General features: G+C 73.0%; 20 protein-coding genes. 4 read left to right on the forward strand and 16 right to left on the reverse strand.

The genetic code is table 11. From position 1 onward, the window contains the following. Positions 1-5: 5 nt before the first annotated feature. Positions 6-251, reverse strand: a complete 246-nt coding sequence (locus tag ACGBYP_RS06110; protein ID WP_411582386.1) for a hypothetical protein — start codon at positions 249-251, stop codon at positions 6-8. Between the two features lie 252 nt (positions 252-503). Beyond that, positions 504-1175, reverse strand: coding sequence for an endonuclease NucS (gene nucS / locus ACGBYP_RS06115; protein WP_411582387.1), 672 nt, complete (start codon positions 1173-1175; stop codon positions 504-506). A gap of 92 nt (positions 1176-1267) precedes the next feature. Here nucS and ACGBYP_RS06120 point away from each other — a divergent pair, with 92 nt between their 5' ends. The 3 genes from ACGBYP_RS06120 (at position 1268) to ACGBYP_RS06130 (ending at position 3504) form a co-directional block, all read left to right on the forward strand. Continuing rightward, complete coding sequence (locus ACGBYP_RS06120; RefSeq protein ID WP_411582388.1) at positions 1268-2029, forward strand: YqjF family protein; 762 nt, start codon at positions 1268-1270, stop codon at positions 2027-2029. Continuing rightward, on the forward strand, positions 2026-3069 hold the full coding sequence (locus tag ACGBYP_RS06125; protein ID WP_411582389.1) for a Gfo/Idh/MocA family oxidoreductase: 1044 nt from the start codon (positions 2026-2028) through the stop codon (positions 3067-3069). Before ACGBYP_RS06120 ends, ACGBYP_RS06125 begins: the two co-directional genes overlap by 4 nt. 84 nt (positions 3070-3153) lie before the next feature. Further along, the gene (locus ACGBYP_RS06130; protein WP_411582390.1) at positions 3154-3504 is read left to right on the forward strand and encodes a hypothetical protein; all 351 of its coding nucleotides are present in this window, start codon (positions 3154-3156) and stop codon (positions 3502-3504) included. A gap of 29 nt (positions 3505-3533) precedes the next feature. On the opposite strand, the gene murA is transcribed toward ACGBYP_RS06130, so the two are convergent. Then, complete coding sequence (gene murA, locus ACGBYP_RS06135) at positions 3534-4829, reverse strand: UDP-N-acetylglucosamine 1-carboxyvinyltransferase (protein ID WP_411582391.1); 1296 nt, start codon at positions 4827-4829, stop codon at positions 3534-3536. 87 nt (positions 4830-4916) lie between these two features. On the opposite strand from murA, the gene ACGBYP_RS06140 reads away from it, so the two are divergent. Beyond that, entirely contained in the window at positions 4917-5525 is a 609-nt protein-coding gene (locus tag ACGBYP_RS06140) for a cob(I)yrinic acid a,c-diamide adenosyltransferase (RefSeq protein ID WP_411582392.1), read from the forward strand. Positions 5526-5603: 78 nt separating this feature from the next. Here the strand turns inward: ACGBYP_RS06140 and ACGBYP_RS06145 are convergent, their stop codons facing one another. From ACGBYP_RS06145 to ACGBYP_RS06205, 13 genes are all read right to left on the reverse strand, one after another. Further along, a complete protein-coding gene (locus ACGBYP_RS06145) occupies positions 5604-6008 on the reverse strand; it encodes a DUF2550 domain-containing protein (RefSeq protein ID WP_411582393.1) in 405 nt (134 codons plus the stop codon). A gap of 52 nt (positions 6009-6060) precedes the next feature. Continuing rightward, positions 6061-6450 carry a F0F1 ATP synthase subunit epsilon gene (locus tag ACGBYP_RS06150; protein ID WP_411582394.1) on the reverse strand — a complete coding sequence of 130 codons (390 nt, stop codon included), beginning with the start codon at positions 6448-6450 and terminating at the stop codon, positions 6061-6063. Positions 6451-6632: 182 nt separating this feature from the next. After that, entirely contained in the window at positions 6633-6884 is a 252-nt protein-coding gene (locus tag ACGBYP_RS06155; protein WP_411582395.1) for a hypothetical protein, read from the reverse strand. 235 nt (positions 6885-7119) lie between these two features. After that, positions 7120-8565: a F0F1 ATP synthase subunit beta gene (atpD, locus tag ACGBYP_RS06160; protein ID WP_411582396.1), complete on the reverse strand. Its 1446-nt coding sequence runs from the start codon at positions 8563-8565 to the stop codon at positions 7120-7122. Between the two features lie 118 nt (positions 8566-8683). Then, positions 8684-9643 (reverse strand): F0F1 ATP synthase subunit gamma, encoded by a 960-nt coding sequence (locus ACGBYP_RS06165; protein WP_411582397.1) that lies wholly within the window; start codon positions 9641-9643, stop codon positions 8684-8686. 2 nt (positions 9644-9645) lie between these two features. Next, complete coding sequence (gene atpA, locus ACGBYP_RS06170; RefSeq protein ID WP_411582398.1) at positions 9646-11283, reverse strand: F0F1 ATP synthase subunit alpha; 1638 nt, start codon at positions 11281-11283, stop codon at positions 9646-9648. A gap of 82 nt (positions 11284-11365) precedes the next feature. Further along, the gene (locus tag ACGBYP_RS06175; protein WP_411582399.1) at positions 11366-12196 is read right to left on the reverse strand and encodes a F0F1 ATP synthase subunit delta; all 831 of its coding nucleotides are present in this window, start codon (positions 12194-12196) and stop codon (positions 11366-11368) included. Continuing rightward, positions 12196-12780, reverse strand: coding sequence for a F0F1 ATP synthase subunit B (locus ACGBYP_RS06180; protein ID WP_411583669.1), 585 nt, complete (start codon positions 12778-12780; stop codon positions 12196-12198). Before ACGBYP_RS06180 ends, ACGBYP_RS06175 begins: the two co-directional genes overlap by 1 nt. Before the next feature lie 49 nt (positions 12781-12829). Next, the gene (gene atpE, locus ACGBYP_RS06185; RefSeq protein ID WP_138759728.1) at positions 12830-13057 is read right to left on the reverse strand and encodes an ATP synthase F0 subunit C; all 228 of its coding nucleotides are present in this window, start codon (positions 13055-13057) and stop codon (positions 12830-12832) included. Positions 13058-13151: 94 nt separating this feature from the next. After that, positions 13152-13982 carry a F0F1 ATP synthase subunit A gene (atpB, locus tag ACGBYP_RS06190; RefSeq protein ID WP_411582400.1) on the reverse strand — a complete coding sequence of 277 codons (831 nt, stop codon included), beginning with the start codon at positions 13980-13982 and terminating at the stop codon, positions 13152-13154. Continuing rightward, complete coding sequence (locus ACGBYP_RS06195) at positions 13979-14305, reverse strand: hypothetical protein (RefSeq protein WP_411582401.1); 327 nt, start codon at positions 14303-14305, stop codon at positions 13979-13981. Before ACGBYP_RS06195 ends, atpB begins: the two co-directional genes overlap by 4 nt. A 14-nt stretch (positions 14306-14319) precedes the next feature. Further along, entirely contained in the window at positions 14320-14826 is a 507-nt protein-coding gene (locus ACGBYP_RS06200; protein WP_411582402.1) for a hypothetical protein, read from the reverse strand. Further along, positions 14823-16073, reverse strand: a complete 1251-nt coding sequence (locus ACGBYP_RS06205; RefSeq protein WP_411582403.1) for a glycosyltransferase family 4 protein — start codon at positions 16071-16073, stop codon at positions 14823-14825. Before ACGBYP_RS06205 ends, ACGBYP_RS06200 begins: the two co-directional genes overlap by 4 nt. Between the last annotated feature and the right edge of the window lie 3 nt (positions 16074-16076).

The raw sequence follows: 16076 nt of genomic DNA on the forward strand, positions 1-16076 counted from the left end.
GCGCCTCACCGGCGCCGGTCGCGGTTGCGCCAGCACGCGGTGTGCCAGTGCCGGCGCCAGTCCGCGGACGACTCGGTGTCCCACGGCTCCAGGTCGGAGGCGCGGGCGTAGGCGGGCCAGGCGACGACGTGCGGCACCCCCGGGCGGATCTCCTGGTCGCAGCCGGGGCAGCGGTAGGTCTTGTCGCTGGCGGCCCCGGTCAGCGGGCGGACCACCCAGTCGCCGTCCCCGGCCTGCTCGATCGGCTGCACCGGACGGCGCGACGGCGACGTCCCGGACGGCGAGCGGTGCTCGTCCCGACGTCCGCCCCGGTTCCCGCCCCGACGGCCCACGGCGCTACCGCCGCCGGTCGCGGGGACCGCGACCAGCCGCGTCACCTCGCGGACCGGCGGGGCCGGCCTGCGTCGCTGCTGTGGCCATCTGCCCCTCCTCCCGCGTCGGTGGTCCGGTGCAGTCTCCCACTGCGACCCGCGGGCCCCGTCCGGCGGAGGGCGGGAGCCGGGTCAGAACAGCCGCTGCGAGGGGTCGTCGGTGCCCTTCAGGACGGCGTAGTCGACGGTCAGGCAGTCGATCCCGCGGTCGGCGGCCAGCACCCGCGCCTGCGGCTTGATCTCCTGCGCGGCGAACACGCCCTTCACCGGGGCCAGCAGCGGGTCGCGGTTGAGCAGCTCGAGGTAGCGGGTCAGCTGCTCGACGCCGTCGATCTCGCCCCGCCGCTTGATCTCCACGGCCACGGTGGTGCCGGTGGCGTCCCGGCACAGCAGGTCGACCGGGCCGATCGCGGTCGGGTACTCGCGGCGGACCAGCGACCAGCCCTCGCCGAAGGTCTCGACGTGCAGCGCCAGCAGCCGCTGCAGGTCGGCCTCGACGCCGTCCTTCTGCAGGCCCGGGTCGATGCCGAGGTCGTGCCGGTGGTCGTGCTCGACCGACTCGATGGTGATGACCAGCTGCTCACCGGCCTTGTTGGTGACCGTCCAGGTGCCCGCGCCGTCGGTCAGCTCCTCCTTGAGCGTGCACGGCGGGGTCATCCAGTTCAGCGGCTTGTAGGCGCGGTCGTCGGCGTGGATGGACACCGAGCCGTCGGCCTTGACCAGCAGCAGCCGGGTGGCGAGCGGGAGATGGGCGGTGAGCCGCCCGATGTAGTCCACGGAGCAGCGGGCAATGACCAGGCGCACGGGGTGGGACGCTACCCGTCGCCGCTGCCGGCCGGGACCGGCCGTTGCGACCCCACCGGGTGGACGGCGGCCGTGGCGGGCAGGCTGGACCGGTGGCCGACCCCGAGCAGCTGACCCTCACCGCGCCGCGGCCGGCGGGGCGCACCGTCTTCACCCAGAGCTGGCGCGACCTGGCCTTCCTGCACTGGGCCGTCGACCCGGCGCTGGTCGCGCCGCTGCTGCCCGCCGGCACGACGCCCGACCTGCTCGACGGCGTCACCTACGTCGGGCTGATCCCCTTCCGGATGCACCGGATCGGCTTCCTCGGCGCCCCGGGCCTGCCGTACCTCGGGTCGTTCCCGGAGACCAACGTGCGGCTGTACTCCGTCGACGCGCTGGGCCGCCGCGGCGTCGTCTTCCGCTCGCTGGAGGCCAGCCGCCTGCTGCCGGTGCTCGCCGCCCGCTGGGTCGCCCGGCTGCCCTACACCTGGGCCGGCATGGACGTGACCCGGGACGGCGACCAGGTCACCTACACGTCCTCGCGCCGCTGGCCGGGCCCGCGGGGCGCGCACAGCCGGGTACAGGTGCAGGTCGGCGAGCGGCTGCCCGGCGGAGACCCGCTGGGCACCTTCCTCACCGCGCGCTGGGGACTGCACCGCCCCGGCCGGCGCGGGCCGGCGTACTGGCCCAACGAGCACGCCGAGTGGCCGCTGCACCGGGCCGAGCTGCTCGAGCTCGACGAGTCGCTGCTGGCCGCGGCCGGCCTGCCCGGCGTCACCGGGGCGCCGGACAGCGTGCTGTTCTCCGCCGGGGTCGCCGTCCGGTTCGGCCCGCCGGTGACGTGGCCGGCCGCGCGTGGTCGACTCGGCGCATGAGCACCCCTCGCACGGACGCCGTCCGCTTCGGCCTGGTCGGCTACGGCTTCGGTGGCCGGTACTTCCACGCCCCGCTGATCGCCGCCGCGGCCGAGTGCACGTTGCTGGGCGTGGTCACCCGCTCCGCCGACCGCCGTGCGCTGCTGGCCCGCGAACACCCCGGCGCCGCGGCGTTCGACTCCCTGGAGCAGCTGGCCGAGGCCGGCGCCGAGGCGGTGGCCATCTCCACCCCCGCCGACACCCACAGCGCGCTGACCGACCGCGCCCTGGACCTCGGCCTGGCCGTGGTGTGCGACAAGCCGTTCGCCCTCGACGCCGCGGCCGCCCGCGCCTCGGTGGAGAAGGCCGAGCGGCTGGGGCTGCCGCTGGCGCCGTACCAGAACCGGCGCTGGGACTCCGACTTCCGCACCGTGCGCGCGCTCGTCGGCGACGGCGTGCTGGGCACCGTCACCCGCTTCGAGTCACGCTTCGAGCGCTTCACCCCCGAGCCCGGCCCGGCCCCCTCCGGCGGCGGCACCCTGCTCGACTTCGGCAGCCACCTCGTCGACCAGGCGCTGGTGCTGCTCGGCCCGGTCGCCACCGTCTACGCCGAGTGGCGGGTGCGCGACAGCGGCCTCGACGACGACGTCCTGGTGGCGCTGACCCACACCTCCGGGGCGCACTCGCTGCTGGCCGGCAGCTGGAGCGAGGGGGCGCCGGGCTGGCGGTTCCGGGTCACCGGCTCGACCGGCAGCTACGTCGTCGACGGGCCGATGGACGGGCAGGAGGACGCGCTGGTCGCCGGGCACAGCCCGAGCACCCTGGGCGACGCGTGGGGCGCCGAGCCCGAGGCGCGCTGGGGCCGGCTGCGCAGCGGCGACACCGCCGTCGTGGTGCCCACGCTGCCCGGCGCCTGGGACACCTTCTACCCGACCTTCGCCGCCGCCGTCCGGGGTCGCGGACTGGTGCCCGTCGACGCCCGGGACGCCGTCGCGACCGCCACCGTGCTCGACGCCGCCCGGCGCAGCGCCACCGAGGGCGTCGTCGTCCACCTCGGCTGAGGCCGAGTGGGTCCGTCGGCGTCAGCTCGACGGATCCACTCCGCCACAGCGGGTGCACGGGAGTGGCACACTCGGCCGAGGGGCGTGGCCGTCGGCCGCACCGAGCAGGAGGTCAGCATGCCGATCGACGCCGGGAGCCTGCACTTCGCCGTCGGACCGGGCATCGCCCTGGTGGCCCTGGCCGTCATCGCGCTCTTCGCCCGCTGGGCCTTCGGCTCCGGTTCGACCGCCAAGCCGGTCAAGGCCGAGGAGCTGCTGACGCCGGTGGCGACGCTGACCCGCCGGGAGTCCGCACTGGCGCTGCGCGCGGTGCTGTCGGACGCCGGCATCCGGTCCACGATCCGCGAGCCCGCCGCGCACCGCGCCGACGTCCTCGTGTTCCCCGAGGACCTCGCCCGGGCGCGCGCCCTCGCGCTCTCCTTCGGCGGCAACTGAGCACGGACCCCGGCGCCGGGGCCCGGGGCTCAGCTGGGGCGCTGGGTGCGCTCGATCTGGACGCCGACGCCGCGCAGCTGCTCGAGGAAGTCGGGGTAGCCGCGGTCGACGTGGTGCACGTCCTGCACCTCGGTGACGCCGTCGGTCAGCAGGCCGGCCAGCACCAGCCCCGCCCCGGCGCGGATGTCGGTGGCCAGCACCGGGGCGCTGGAGAGCCGCTCGCGGCCGCGGACGACGGCGTGGTGGCCGTCGATGCGCACGTCGGCGCCCAGCCGCACGAGCTCGTTGACGAACATGAACCGGCCCTCGAAGACGTTCTCGGTGATCAGCGCGGTGCCGGTGGACACCGCCGCGAGCGCCACGGCCATCGGCTGCAGGTCGGTCGGGAAGCCCGGGTAGGGCAGCGTGACGACGTCGACGCCGCGCGGCCGCTCGTCCATCCGCACCCGGACGCCGTCGGCCTGGGGCTCGACGGTCGCGCCGGCGGTGACCAGCTTGTCCAGCGCGACGCTCAGGTGCTCGGCCACGGCCCGCTCGACGAGCAGGTCGCCGCGGGTCATGACCGCACCGATCGCCCAGGTGCCGGCCACGATGCGGTCCGGCACGGTCGTGTAGGCGACCGGGTGCAGCCCCTCGACGCCCTCGACGGTGATGGTCGAGGTGCCGGCGCCGTCGATCCGGGCGCCCATCGCCACGAGCATGCGGCACAGGTCGACGATCTCCGGCTCGCGGGCGGCGTTGTCGACGACGGTGGTGCCCTCGGCCAGCACGGCGGCCATCACCAGGTTCTCGGTGGCCCCGACCGAGGGGAAGTCCAGCCAGATCGAGGTGCCGGTCAGCCGGGGCGCGGTGGCGACGAGGAAGCCGTGCTCGCTGACGATGGTGGCGCCGAGCCGCTCGAGGCCGGCGATGTGCATGTCGAGCCCGCGCGAGCCGATGGCGTCGCCGCCGGGCAGGGCGACCTTGGCGGTGCCCAGCCGGGCGACCAGTGGGCCGAGCACGCTGATCGAGGCACGCATCCGGCGGACCAGGTCGTAGTCGGTCTCGCTGGAGGGCCGCTCCGGGACGTCGATCAGCACCCGCCCGCCGCCGCTCGGGCTGCTGCCGGGCTCGAGCGGGTAGCGCTCGAAGCTCACCTCGCAGCCCAGCCGCCGCAGCACCTCGCTCATGATCGACACGTCGAGGATGTCGGGCACCTCGTCCAGCGTCGTCCGTCCCGGGGCCAGCAGCGCGGCAGCCATCAGCTTGAGCGCGCTGTTCTTGGCCCCGGTGACGCGGACCCGGCCGCGCAGGGACGCCCCACCGGTCACCTCGAAGCACTCCACCCGGCCAGCCTACGGGGGGCCCGCCGGACGCCCGCACCGCGCGCCCGCCCCTGCCGAGGGGCGGCCGGCCCCTTCTAGGCTGGCCGCATGACCGTCCGGCTGACCCGCATCTACACGCGCACCGGCGACGCCGGGCAGACGCACCTGGGCGACATGAGCCGGGTGACCAAGACCGACCCGCGCCTGGTGGCCTACGCCGACGTCGACGAGACCAACAGCTCGCTGGGCGTGGCCATCGCGCTGGGCAGCCCGCCGCCGGAGGTCGCCGACCTGCTGCTGAGCATCCAGAACGACCTGTTCGACCTGGGCGCCGACCTGTCCACGCCCGTGCAGCCGGCGCCCGAGCACCCGCCGCTGCGCATCACCGCCGCCTACACCGAGCGGCTGGAGGCGGCCTGCGACGTCGCCAACGAGCAGCTGCCGGCGCTGACGTCGTTCGTGCTGCCCGGGGGCACGCCCCTGGCCGCGCTGCTGCACGCCTCGCGCACGGTCGCCCGCCGTGCGGAGCGCAGTGTGTGGGCCCTGCTCGCCGTCGACGGCGAGCGCACCAACGCCGAGAACGCGCGCTACCTCAACCGGCTGTCGGACCTGCTGTTCATCCTCGCCCGCGCGGCCAACCCGGACGGCGACGTCCTGTGGGAGCCGGGCGCGCACAGCGGGGTGCACGCGCAGCGCGCCGCCCGCACCCCACGCTGACCGACGCACCCCGCCACGACCGACCTCCTCGCAGGGCCCGCCGCGAGCCTGCGAGCGGTGGGGCGAGGAGGTCCTTCGTCAGCGGTCGACGGGCGGGGCGGACTCGATCCAGGACAGGAAACCGGTCACCGTCGAGGAGTCCATCGCCAGCTCCTGCGGGCCGAGCCCCGTCTGGCAGGTGAGGATGACCGTCTCGCGCGGCAGCGACAGGTCGTCGGCGGTCGGCCGGCGCCGGGCGTCGACGTGGAACGCCGACCGGCACAGCCGCCGGTTGGGGCGCACCGACAGCGACAGCGCCCGGTACCAGAGCAGGTCGTTGCCGGAGTACCAGGCGACGCCGACGGCCCAGCGCGGCGCCCCGGGGGCGCGCAGCCACATGGTGACCGCGCCCAGCCCGGAGAGCAGGAACCGGCGCCGCAGCAGGAACGCGGCGACGAGGGCCACCACCAGGACGGCGAGGACGACCAGGACGGCGGTGGTCACCGGGGCTGGCTGTCGGCCGCTGCGAGGTCGGAGGGGGTCGGGCGGAGGCGGGTCAGGCGTCCTGGCCGGCGGCGCGGAGCCGGGACTCGGCACGCCGGGCGGCGGCCAGCGCCTCCGGGTCGTCACCGGCGGCCTCGGCGCGGCGGAGCGCCTCGCGGGCCCGCTCCACGTCGATGTCGGTGGAGATCTCCGCGGTCTCGGCGAGGATCGACACCCCGCGCTCGGTGACCGAGAGGAAGCCACCGTGGGCCGCGACGAGGAGGTCCTCACCGGACTCGGGGCGGATGCGCACGACGCCGCCGGGGGCCAGCTCGCCGAGCAGCGGCGCGTGGCCGGGCAGGACACCGAGCTCACCCTCGGTCGTACGGGCGATCACCATGCTGGCCTCACCGGACCAGATCATCTTCTCGACGGCCACGAGCTCGACCTGCAGGGTCGCCACGTCTCTCCTCCGGGTCCACCGGCCGGCCCGTCAGGGCGGCGGTGCGGGTCGCCGGTCCGGACGGACCCGGCGACGGGTCTTGCTCCACTCTAGCGGCGTGTCGCGGGGCACTGCGCCACAGCCCGGTCAGGGCCGGTCCAGCCCCCGCGCTCTGCGGGAGCCGCGGTGCGCGCGGGAGTCGCTCAGCCGGCGTCGCGGCGGTACAGGACGGTCCAGCGCCCGACGCGCAGCTGGGGGTGCCACACCACCGACGGCGGTGCCCACTCGTCGGTGTCGAAGGACTCGACGTCGGCCAGCACCGGCGCGTACGGGGGCCAGCTCCACTCCAGCGCATCGGCCGGGAGGACGTCGGGCAGGCCCCGGCCCGCCCCGGTGACGGTCGCCGTCCTGGTGCTGCTGCGCCGCAGCACCGCGGCGACTCCCGACCTCTGCACGTGCTGCTCCCGGACCTGGCGTCCGCGGCTCGGACGCGCTCCTCCCATCATCGGTCGCTGCACCCGATCGGTTGAGCGCCGGGGTGCCCTGCCACCCGATCGGATGGCACCCTGCGACCTCCCCCGCCCGGCGACGGCAGCGAGCACGCTCACGGGGCCCCGGGAACGGCAACGGCCGGGCCCCCGTGGGGACCCGGCCGTTGCGCGACCCGTCCAGGTGCGGACGGGTGCTCGATCAGCTCTTCTTCAGCTTGTCGTAGTTGCGCTCGAGGTCCTCGAGGCCACCACACATGAAGAACGCCTGCTCGGGGACGTGGTCGTACTCGCCGGCCGCGACCGCCTTGAAGGCCTGCAGGGTCTCGCTCAGCGGCACGTACGAACCCGGCTGACCGGTGAAGGCCTCGGCCACGAACATGTTCTGCGACAGGAAGCGCTCGATGCGACGGGCCCGGTTGACCGTGACCTTGTCCTCCTCACCGAGCTCGTCGATGCCGAGGATCGCGATGATGTCCTGCAGCTCCTGGTAGCGCTGCAGGATCCGCTGCACCTCGCGGGCGGTGTCGTAGTGCTCCTGCCCTACGTACTGGGCGTCGAGGATCCGGCTGGTGGAGTCCAGCGGGTCGACGGCCGGGTAGATGCCCTTCTCCGAGATCGGCCGGGAGAGCACCGTCGTCGCGTCAAGGTGGGCGAACGTCGTGTGCGGTGCCGGGTCGGTGATGTCGTCGGCGGGCACGTAGATGGCCTGCAGCGAGGTGATGGACCGGCCTCGGGTCGAGGTGATCCGCTCCTGCAGCTCGCCCATCTCGTCGGCGAGGGTCGGCTGGTAGCCCACGGCGGAGGGCATGCGGCCCAGCAGCGTGGAGACCTCGGAGCCGGCCTGCGTGAACCGGAAGATGTTGTCGATGAACAGCAGCACGTCCTGCTGGATCTCGTCGCGGAAGTACTCGGCCATGGTGAGGGCCGAGAGCGCGACGCGCAGGCGGGTGCCCGGCGGCTCGTCCATCTGGCCGAAGACCAGGGCGGTCGAGTTGATGACGCCGGACTCGGTCATCTCGGTGATGAGGTCGTTGCCCTCACGAGTGCGCTCGCCGACACCGGCGAACACCGAGACGCCACCGAACTCCTGGGCGACGCGACGGATCATCTCCTGGATGAGGACCGTCTTGCCCACGCCGGCACCGCCGAAGAGGCCGATCTTCCCGCCCTTGACGTAGGGGGTCAGCAGGTCGATGACCTTGATGCCGGTCTCGAGCAGCTCGGTGCGGCCCTCGAGCTGGTCGAACTTCGGCGCGTGGCGGTGGATCGTCCAGTGCGGGGCGTCCGCGCCGTAGCCGGGGGTGTCCAGGCACTCGCCGAGCGCGTTGAACACGTGGCCGGTGACGGCCTCGCCGACCGGGACGGAGATGGCCGAGCCGGTGTCCCGGACCTCGGCACCGCGGACCAGGCCGTCGGTGGGGGCCATCGAGATGGTGCGGACCACGTTGTCACCCAGGTGCTGGGCGACCTCGAGGGTCAGCGTCTTGCCCAGGTCGGCCAGGGTGACGTCGACCTTCAGCGCGTTGAACAGGTCGGGCATCGCGTCGCGGGGGAACTCGACGTCGACGACCGGCCCGGTGACCCGGACGACCCGGCCGGCGCCGGTGGTCCCCTGGGTGCTCGGACGATCCTCGGTGACGGTCATCTGTGCTGCTCTCCTGCCCTCGGGCTGTGTGGGTCCCGCTGTCGATCAGTGTCTTGAGTGTCCCCGGTCGCGGCGACGTGCGCCGCCGCGACCGGGGTCGTGCTCGGTGCTCAGGCGTTCAGTTGTCCGAACCCGCGGTCACCAGCGCGTCGGCGCCGCCGACGATCTCGCTGATCTCCTGGGTGATCTCCGCCTGACGCGCCTGGTTGGCCTGCCGGGCGAGGTTCTTGGCCAGCTCCTCGGCGTTGTCCGAGGCCGACTTCATCGCCCGACGACGCGACGCCGACTCCGAGGCCGCGGCCTCCAGCATCGCCGCGTAGATGCGGGTGGTGATGTACTTCGGCAGCAGCGCGTCCAGCAGCGCCTCGGCCGACGGCTCGAACTCGTACGAGGTCGGGACCTCGCTGTTCCGCTCGGCGGCGGGCGCCTCGTCGCGGAACTCGTCGACCTCCTCGACCACCAGCGGCGCCATCCGCTTGGCCACGGGGACCTGGGACAGCAGCGAGCGGAACTCGGTGTAGACGATGTGCAGCTCGTCGACGCCCTCGATGCCGTCGGCACCGCCGCCGGTCTCGTCGTCGTCCTCACCGGCGGTGAAGGCGTCGATGAGGGCGCGGCCGACCTCCTGGGCGTCCTCGTAGCCGGGCTGCTCGGAGAAGCCGGTCCACGAGTCGACGATCGCCCGGTCCCGGAACCGGTAGTACGTCTCGCCCTTGCGGCCGACGACGTAGAGAACCGGCTCCTTGCCCTCGTTGCGCAGCAGGCCGAGGAGCTCCTCGGTGCGGCGCAGCACGTTGACGTTGTACGAGCCGGCGAACCCCCGGTCGGAGGTGATCACGAGGACCGCCACCCGCCGGGCGCCGGAGCGCTCGGTGAGCAGCGGGTGGTCCAGGCTGGCCGACCCGGCCAGGGCCGACAGCACCCGGGTGATCTCCCGGGCGTAGGGCTTGGAGGCCTCCACCCGGGCCTGGGCGCGCACGATGCGGGCACCGGCGATCAGCTCCTGCGCCGAGAAGATCTTCTTCGTCGACTGCGTGGAGCGGATGCGGCGCCGCAGCGCGCGGAGGGAACCGGCCATGGTCAGCGGCCTCGCTTGACCTGGACGGTCTCCTGGCCACGGTCACCGGCGGCCATGGCCTCGACCTCGGGCTCGTGGCCCTTGAGCTTCTCGCCCTCGGAGGTCGTGAACCGGCCGTAGAAGGTCTCGACGGCCCGCTCCAGGCTGCTCACCGTGTCGGCGGACAGCTGCTTGGAGTTGCGGATGTCGGCGAAGATCGTGTTGTCGCCCCGGGAGATGAACTCCTGGAACTCCGACTCGAAGCGGCGCACGTCCGGGATCGGGACCAGGTCCAGCTTGCCGGTGGTGCCCAGCCACAGCGAGACGACCTCGCGCTCGACCGGGAACGGCGAGTACTGGCCCTGCTTGAGCAGCTCGACGAGCCGCTGACCGCGGTCCAGCGTCGCCCGGCTGGAGGCGTCCAGGTCCGAGGAGAACGAGGCGAAGGCCTCGAGCTCGCGGTACTGGGCCAGGTCCAGGCGCAGACGACCGGCGACGGACTTCATCGCCTTGATCTGGGCCGACCCACCGACGCGGGACACCGAGACGCCGACGTTGATCGCCGGGCGGACACCGGAGTTGAACAGACCGGTCTCGAGGAAGATCTGCCCGTCGGTGATCGAGATGACGTTGGTCGGGATGTACGCCGAGACGTCGTTGCCCTTGGTCTCGATGAGCGGCAGGCCGGTCATCGAGCCCGCGCCCAGCTCGTCGGAGAGCTTCGCGCAGCGCTCGAGCAGGCGGGAGTGCAAGTAGAAGACGTCGCCGGGGTAGGCCTCGCGGCCCGGCGGACGGCGCAGCAGCAGGGAGACGGCACGGTAGGCCTCGGCCTGCTTGGACAGGTCGTCGAACACGATCAGGACGTGCTTGCCCTCGTACATCCAGTGCTGACCGATGGCCGAACCGGTGTAGGGGGCGATGTACTTGAAGCCGGCCGGCTCGGACGCCGGGGCGGCGACGATGGTCGTGTACTCCATCGCGCCCGCGTCCTCCAGCGCCGCACGGGTGGCGGCGATGGTGGAGCCCTTCTGGCCCACGGCGACGTAGATGCAGCGCACCTGCTGCGACGGGTCGCCGGTCGCCCAGGCCTGCTTCTGGTTGATGATCGTGTCCAGCGCGATCGCCGACTTGCCGGTCTGGCGGTCACCGATGATCAGCTGACGCTGACCGCGGCCGATCGGGGTCATGGCGTCGATGGCCTTGATCCCGGTCTGCATCGGCTCGTGCACCGACTGGCGCTGCACGACCGTGGGGGCCTGCAGCTCGAGGGCGCGCCGCGACGTGGTCGCGATCGGGCCCGCACCGTCGATCGGGTTGCCGAGCGGGTCGACGACCCGGCCCAGGTACCCGTCGCCGACGGCCACGGAGAGGACCTCGCCGGTCCGGCGGACCGTCTGGCCCTCCTCGATGCCGGCGAAGTCGCCCAGGATCACGACGCCGACCTCGCGCACGTCGAGGTTCAGCGCCAGACCGCGCACGCCGCCCTCGAACTCGAGCAGCTCGTTGGTCATGACCGAGGGCAGGCCCTCGACCCGGGCGATGCCGTCGCCGGCCTCGGTGACGACCCCGACCTCTTCCCGGGAGACGTCCGGGGTGTAGTCGGAGACGTAGTTCTGGATGGCACTGCGGATCTCGTCCGCGGAGATCGTCAGCTCGGCCATGGCTTCGCGTCCTCTTCTGCTGGTGTCTGTGGTGGTGCGGTGGAGCCGCGGTCGGCGGTGCCGGCCCGCGTGGAGCGGTCGGTCAGCCGGCCAGGCGGCGTCCGGCCTCGTCGAGGCGGTGCGCGATGCTGCCGTCGATGACCTCGTCGTCGACGCGGATCACCAGGCCGCCGAGCACCGTCGGGTCGACCTGGACCTGCAGGCCCATGGTCCTCCCGTACAGCCGCCCGAGGGTGGCGGTGAGCCGCTGTTCCTGAGCGGCCGTCAGCGGCACCGCGCTGACCACGTGGGCGACCGACTGGCCACGCCGGCGAGCCGCCGCCGTGGACAACCGCTCGATCTCGTTCTCCGCGTTGTGCACGTGCGAGCTCGTCAGGGAGTTCCGGACCAGCCGCTCGGTGACCGGGCTGACCTTGCCGGTCAGCAACCGGTCGAGCAGCGCCGTCTTGCCCTCACGCGGCGCCGACCGGTTCCCGAGGATCCGGGCCAGGTCGGCGTCGGCGGCCACGATGCGGGAGAAGCGGAAGAGCTCGTCCTCCACGCTGTCGAGCTCCCCGCGGGCGTCGGCGGCGTCGAGCGCCGCCTCGATCGCGAGGGTCTCGGTGGCCTCGACCAGGTCCAGCGGCCGCGACCAGCGCTGCCGGGCGACGGTCTCGACCACCGCGACGGTGTCGACGCCGACCTGGGCCGACAGCAGACGACGGGCCAGGCCCGCCCGGTCCTCCGGACGCGAGGAGGCGTCCGACAGGGCCCGGCGGAGCGAGGGCTGGCCGTCGAGCAGGTGCGCCACGGCGTAGAGCTCGTCGGCCAGCACCAGCAGCGCGTCACCGCGCGTCCGGCTGCGTGCGCCGTCGGTGTACCGCTGGAGGCTGGCGCGCGACTCCTCCATCGCGGCCCGGCTGGAGGCGTGCATCAGCGGGCGTCCTGCGGGACGTACGCCGTGCTGCCGCCACGACCGTCGGCGGAGCCGGTGGTCGCCGACATGCCGTCGAGCTCGCTCAGGAAGCGGTCGACGGTGCCGCTGCGACGCGCGTCGTCGGCGAGGGACTCCCCGACGACACGGCCGGCCAGGTCGACGGCGAGCGTGCCGATCTGGCCACGCAGCTCGTTGAGGACCTGCTGCCGGGACGCGGTGAGCTGCTCCTCGCCGCGGGCCACGATGCGGGCCGACTCGGCCTGCGCCTGGGCGCGGAGCTCCTCGATGATCTGCTGCCCCTCGGCGCGGGCGTCGTCGCGGATCTTCGCGGCCTCGGCCTGGGCCTCGGCCAGCTGCGCGCGGTAGTGCTCCAGCGCAGCCTTCGCCTCGGCCTGCATGGCCTCGGCGCGCTCGATGCCACCCTCGATCGCCTCGCGCCGCGCCACGAACGTCTTCTCCAGCTGCGGGAAGACGAACTTGATCAGCACGAACAGCAGGATGCCGAAGGTGATGAGCCCGACGACGATCTCGCCGACGGGCGGCAGCAGCGGGTTGTGTGCTTCCGCGGCCAGGATGTTCATGCTCTGCACGTCCCTACGTCAGCTGGGAACGCCCCTGGGAGGAGGGACGTCACTGCCCGAAGATGAACGGAACGACCAGGCCGATCAGGGCCAACGCCTCGGAGAGGGCGGCACCGAGGAACGCGTAGGTGCGGGTGAGGCCGGCCGACTCGGGCTGACGCGCGGTGGCCTGGATGTAGGCCGCCCACACGACACCGACACCGATGCCGGGGCCGATCGCTGCGAGGCCGTAGCCGACCGAGCCGATGGAGCCGGTCAGTTCTGCCAGAACGTCCATTGCGGGGTGTTCCTCCTGTGTCGGTCGCCCGAGGTCGTCCCGGGCGGCTGGCGGGGTGGTGCTGGGTGGTGCAGCTGTGGGGTGTTGCGGCGGATCAGTGTGCAGGCTCGACGGCACCGTTGAGGTAGGTGGCCATCAGGACGGTGAAGACGTAGGCCTGCAGCACGATCACGAGGAGCTCGAAGAACGTCATGACCAGGGCCATGAGGAACGAGAGCGGCGCGAAGACGACCGAGAAGTTGCCGACCTGGAGCAGGTAGACCGCGCCCAGGGAGAAGACGACCAGCAGCATGTGGCCGGCGAACATGTTCGCGAAGAGTCGGACGGCCAGGGTGAACGGCCGGATCACGAAGACCTGCAGCAGCTCGATCGGCGTGACCAGGATCAGCGCTGCCTTGGGCACGCCCGGCGGGATGGCGGCGTCCTTGAAGTACTTGGCCGCACCCTGCTCACGGATGCCGATGTAGTTGTAGATCACCCAGCAGATGACCGCGAGGACCAGCGGCACGGCGAACTTGGAGTTCGGCGAGATCTGCGCGAACGGGATGATGCTCATCGCGTTGTTGGCGAGGATGAAGAAGAAGAGCGAGGCGAGGAACGGCGCGAACGGCAGGCCCTTGGGGCCGATGACGTCGCGGGCGATGCCGTCGCGCACGACGGAGTAGCCGCTCTCGGCCAGCCACTGCATCTTGCCGGGCACGATGCTGGGCTTGCGGACCGCGGCGACGAGCAGGGCGCCGATCGCGATCGTCGCGATCCACATGATGATCGTGATCCGGGTGATCTCGAAGTCCACCCCGAGGAGCGAGAACGACGCGATCGACTCGGGGTAGAACTCTTCGATCGTCGGCGACTGGAAGCCACTGTCCCCTTCGCCGCTCTCGGCGGCGAGCACGTTGACGAGCGCGAGGGCGCTGGAGGTCACCGGTGTCCCTTCTGCGTCCTGGGCTGACTGGATCGGCCACCCGGGCGGTTGTGTCCTGTTCCCCGACCGGGCGGTGGCACGGGCGGGGCGTACTTCATGACGATGATGTAGATCGCCACGCCGAGACCGAGCAGGAGCCCGACCAGGGCCAGGAAGCGCGTTCCCAGCCAGTGGTCCAGCGCCAGCCCGGCGCCACCCCAGACGATGATCCCCGACAGCATCGTGCCGGTGATCCCCCACCCGACATCAGCACCGCTGTGGTGCTCGTCCGGGTTCTCGGGTCGCGGTCGGGCTCCCCCGCGGGCGGGAGTGTCCTCGGCCATCGGTCCGGACACTATCAGCCGCTTGTCGTGCGGTTTTCCGGGTCACCCGTGAGGGGTGGCGCGGTGGTGGAGGCGTGCTGGGGGGGATGCGGAGCGCGAGGGGCTGGCGGCGTGACGTAGTACAGCTGACGGGTCCACACCCACCGGCTCTGCACGACGCTCCAGAAGAGCGCTCCGGCGATCACCGTCCAGCCCAGCACCCGCCGGTCGAGCCAGCCGTCGTCCGGGAGCGACTCGAAGACCGCCCCGATGACGGCCACCTTGATGACGAAGGTGCCCAGGGCCGCCGGCAGCGTGAAGGCGTCACCCACCCGGCCCGCCCAGGCGATGACCGCTCCCGACAGGCAGAAGAAGAGCGCGACCACACCGGCGCCGAGCAGCACGCTGACCGCGGCCGCCCAGCCCATGAGCAGGCCCACCACCACGGCGGCGAGCGCGGCGGCCGGCATGCTGGCCAGCAGCCCGGCGCGCAGGAACGACAGGCTCCACGGGGAGACGCCCCGGTCCCGGTCGGCGCTCACCGGGGCACCGTCGCGGTCGTCGAGGAGCCCGTGCGCGGCGGGCTCACCGCACCCGGCCCCTCACCCCGCACGCCGCGGCTGGCCGGGTGGGCGGCGCGGCTGCGCTCCTTGAGCGCGGCGATCTCGGCCTGCCGGGCGGCGATCGCGGCGCGCCGGGCCCGCGGGCTCAGCACGACGACGACGCCGACGACCAGCAGGGCGCCGATCACGACCAGCACCTCGACGGTGCCGCCGGTGATCGACAGCGCCACGGCGCCGAAGCTGAGCAGCGCGGCCCAGAAGTAGATGATCAGCACGGCCCTCCGGTGCGAGTGCCCGATGGACAGCAGGCGGTGGTGCAGGTGCATCTTGTCCGGCCGGAACGGCGACTGGCCGCGCCGGGTGCGCCGGACGACGGCCATCACCAGGTCGGCGAACGGGATGAACAGGACCGCCGCCGGCACGAGCAGGGGCAGCATGAGCGGCAGCAGGCCCGCGGCGGAGCTCAACGTCTGGGAGTCGGTCTGCCCGGTGGCCGAGACGGCCGCGGCGGACAGCATCAGCCCGACCAGCATCGACCCGGAGTCGCCCATGAAGATCCGGGCCGGACTGAAGTTGTGCGGCAGGAAGCCCAGGCAGGCACCGGCCAGCACCGCGGTGATCAGCGCCGGGGCGCTGGCGACGTCGTCGTAGCCGACCAGCCCCAGGTGGTAGCTGTAGGCGAAGAAGGCCAGGGCCGCGATCGCCGACACCCCGGCGGCCAGCCCGTCGAGGCCGTCGATGAAGTTGAGCGCGTTCACCGTGAGCACGGTCAGCGCGATGGTGGCCGGCACCCCGACGTCCGGGCCCAGCGAGAGGGTGCCGATGTCGGCGACCGGCAGGAACAGGTACGCCAGCTGCACGCCGAGCAGGACCATGACCCCGGCCGCGGCGATCTGCCCGGTCAGCTTGGTCAGCGCGTCGAGGCCGAACCGGTCGTCGAGGACGCCGAGCAGGCAGATCAGCCCGCCGGCGACCAGGACGGCGATGGTCTGGGTGCTGAACTCGAAGCTGCGCTGCAGCGAGGGCAGCTGGGTGGCGACCAGCACGCCGGCGGCGACCCCGAGGTACATGGCCACTCCCCCACCGCGCGGGGTGGGGATGACGTGCACGTCGCGGTCGCGGACCGCGGCCATCACCCGGAACCGGACCGCCGCCACCCGGACCACCGGCGTGGCCAGGAAGGTGACCAGGGCGGCGGCCAGGAGGACGACGGCGTACTCGCGCATGGG

It is taken from the genome of Modestobacter sp. SSW1-42 (assembly GCF_046635825.1).
Classification (GTDB): Bacteria; Actinomycetota; Actinomycetes; order Mycobacteriales; family Geodermatophilaceae; genus Modestobacter.

Excerpts from the sequence above, each read along its gene's own strand:
- ACGBYP_RS06125 (WP_411582389.1), top strand. The coding sequence starts at position 2,026 with ATGAGCACCCCTCGCACGGACGCCGTCCGCTTCGGCCTGGTCGGCTAC.
- ACGBYP_RS06140 (WP_411582392.1), top strand. The coding sequence starts at position 4,917 with ATGACCGTCCGGCTGACCCGCATCTACACGCGCACCGGCGACGCCGGG.
- atpD (WP_411582396.1), bottom strand. The coding sequence starts at position 8,565 with ATGACCGTCACCGAGGATCGTCCGAGCACCCAGGGGACCACCGGCGCC.
- ACGBYP_RS06165 (WP_411582397.1), bottom strand. The coding sequence starts at position 9,643 with ATGGCCGGTTCCCTCCGCGCGCTGCGGCGCCGCATCCGCTCCACGCAG.
- atpA (WP_411582398.1), bottom strand. The coding sequence starts at position 11,283 with ATGGCCGAGCTGACGATCTCCGCGGACGAGATCCGCAGTGCCATCCAG.
- ACGBYP_RS06175 (WP_411582399.1), bottom strand. The coding sequence starts at position 12,196 with ATGCACGCCTCCAGCCGGGCCGCGATGGAGGAGTCGCGCGCCAGCCTC.
- ACGBYP_RS06180 (WP_411583669.1), bottom strand. The coding sequence starts at position 12,780 with ATGAACATCCTGGCCGCGGAAGCACACAACCCGCTGCTGCCGCCCGTC.
- atpE (WP_138759728.1), bottom strand. The coding sequence starts at position 13,057 with ATGGACGTTCTGGCAGAACTGACCGGCTCCATCGGCTCGGTCGGCTAC.
- ACGBYP_RS06195 (WP_411582401.1), bottom strand. The coding sequence starts at position 14,305 with ATGGCCGAGGACACTCCCGCCCGCGGGGGAGCCCGACCGCGACCCGAG.
- ACGBYP_RS06205 (WP_411582403.1), bottom strand. The coding sequence starts at position 16,073 with ATGCGCGAGTACGCCGTCGTCCTCCTGGCCGCCGCCCTGGTCACCTTC.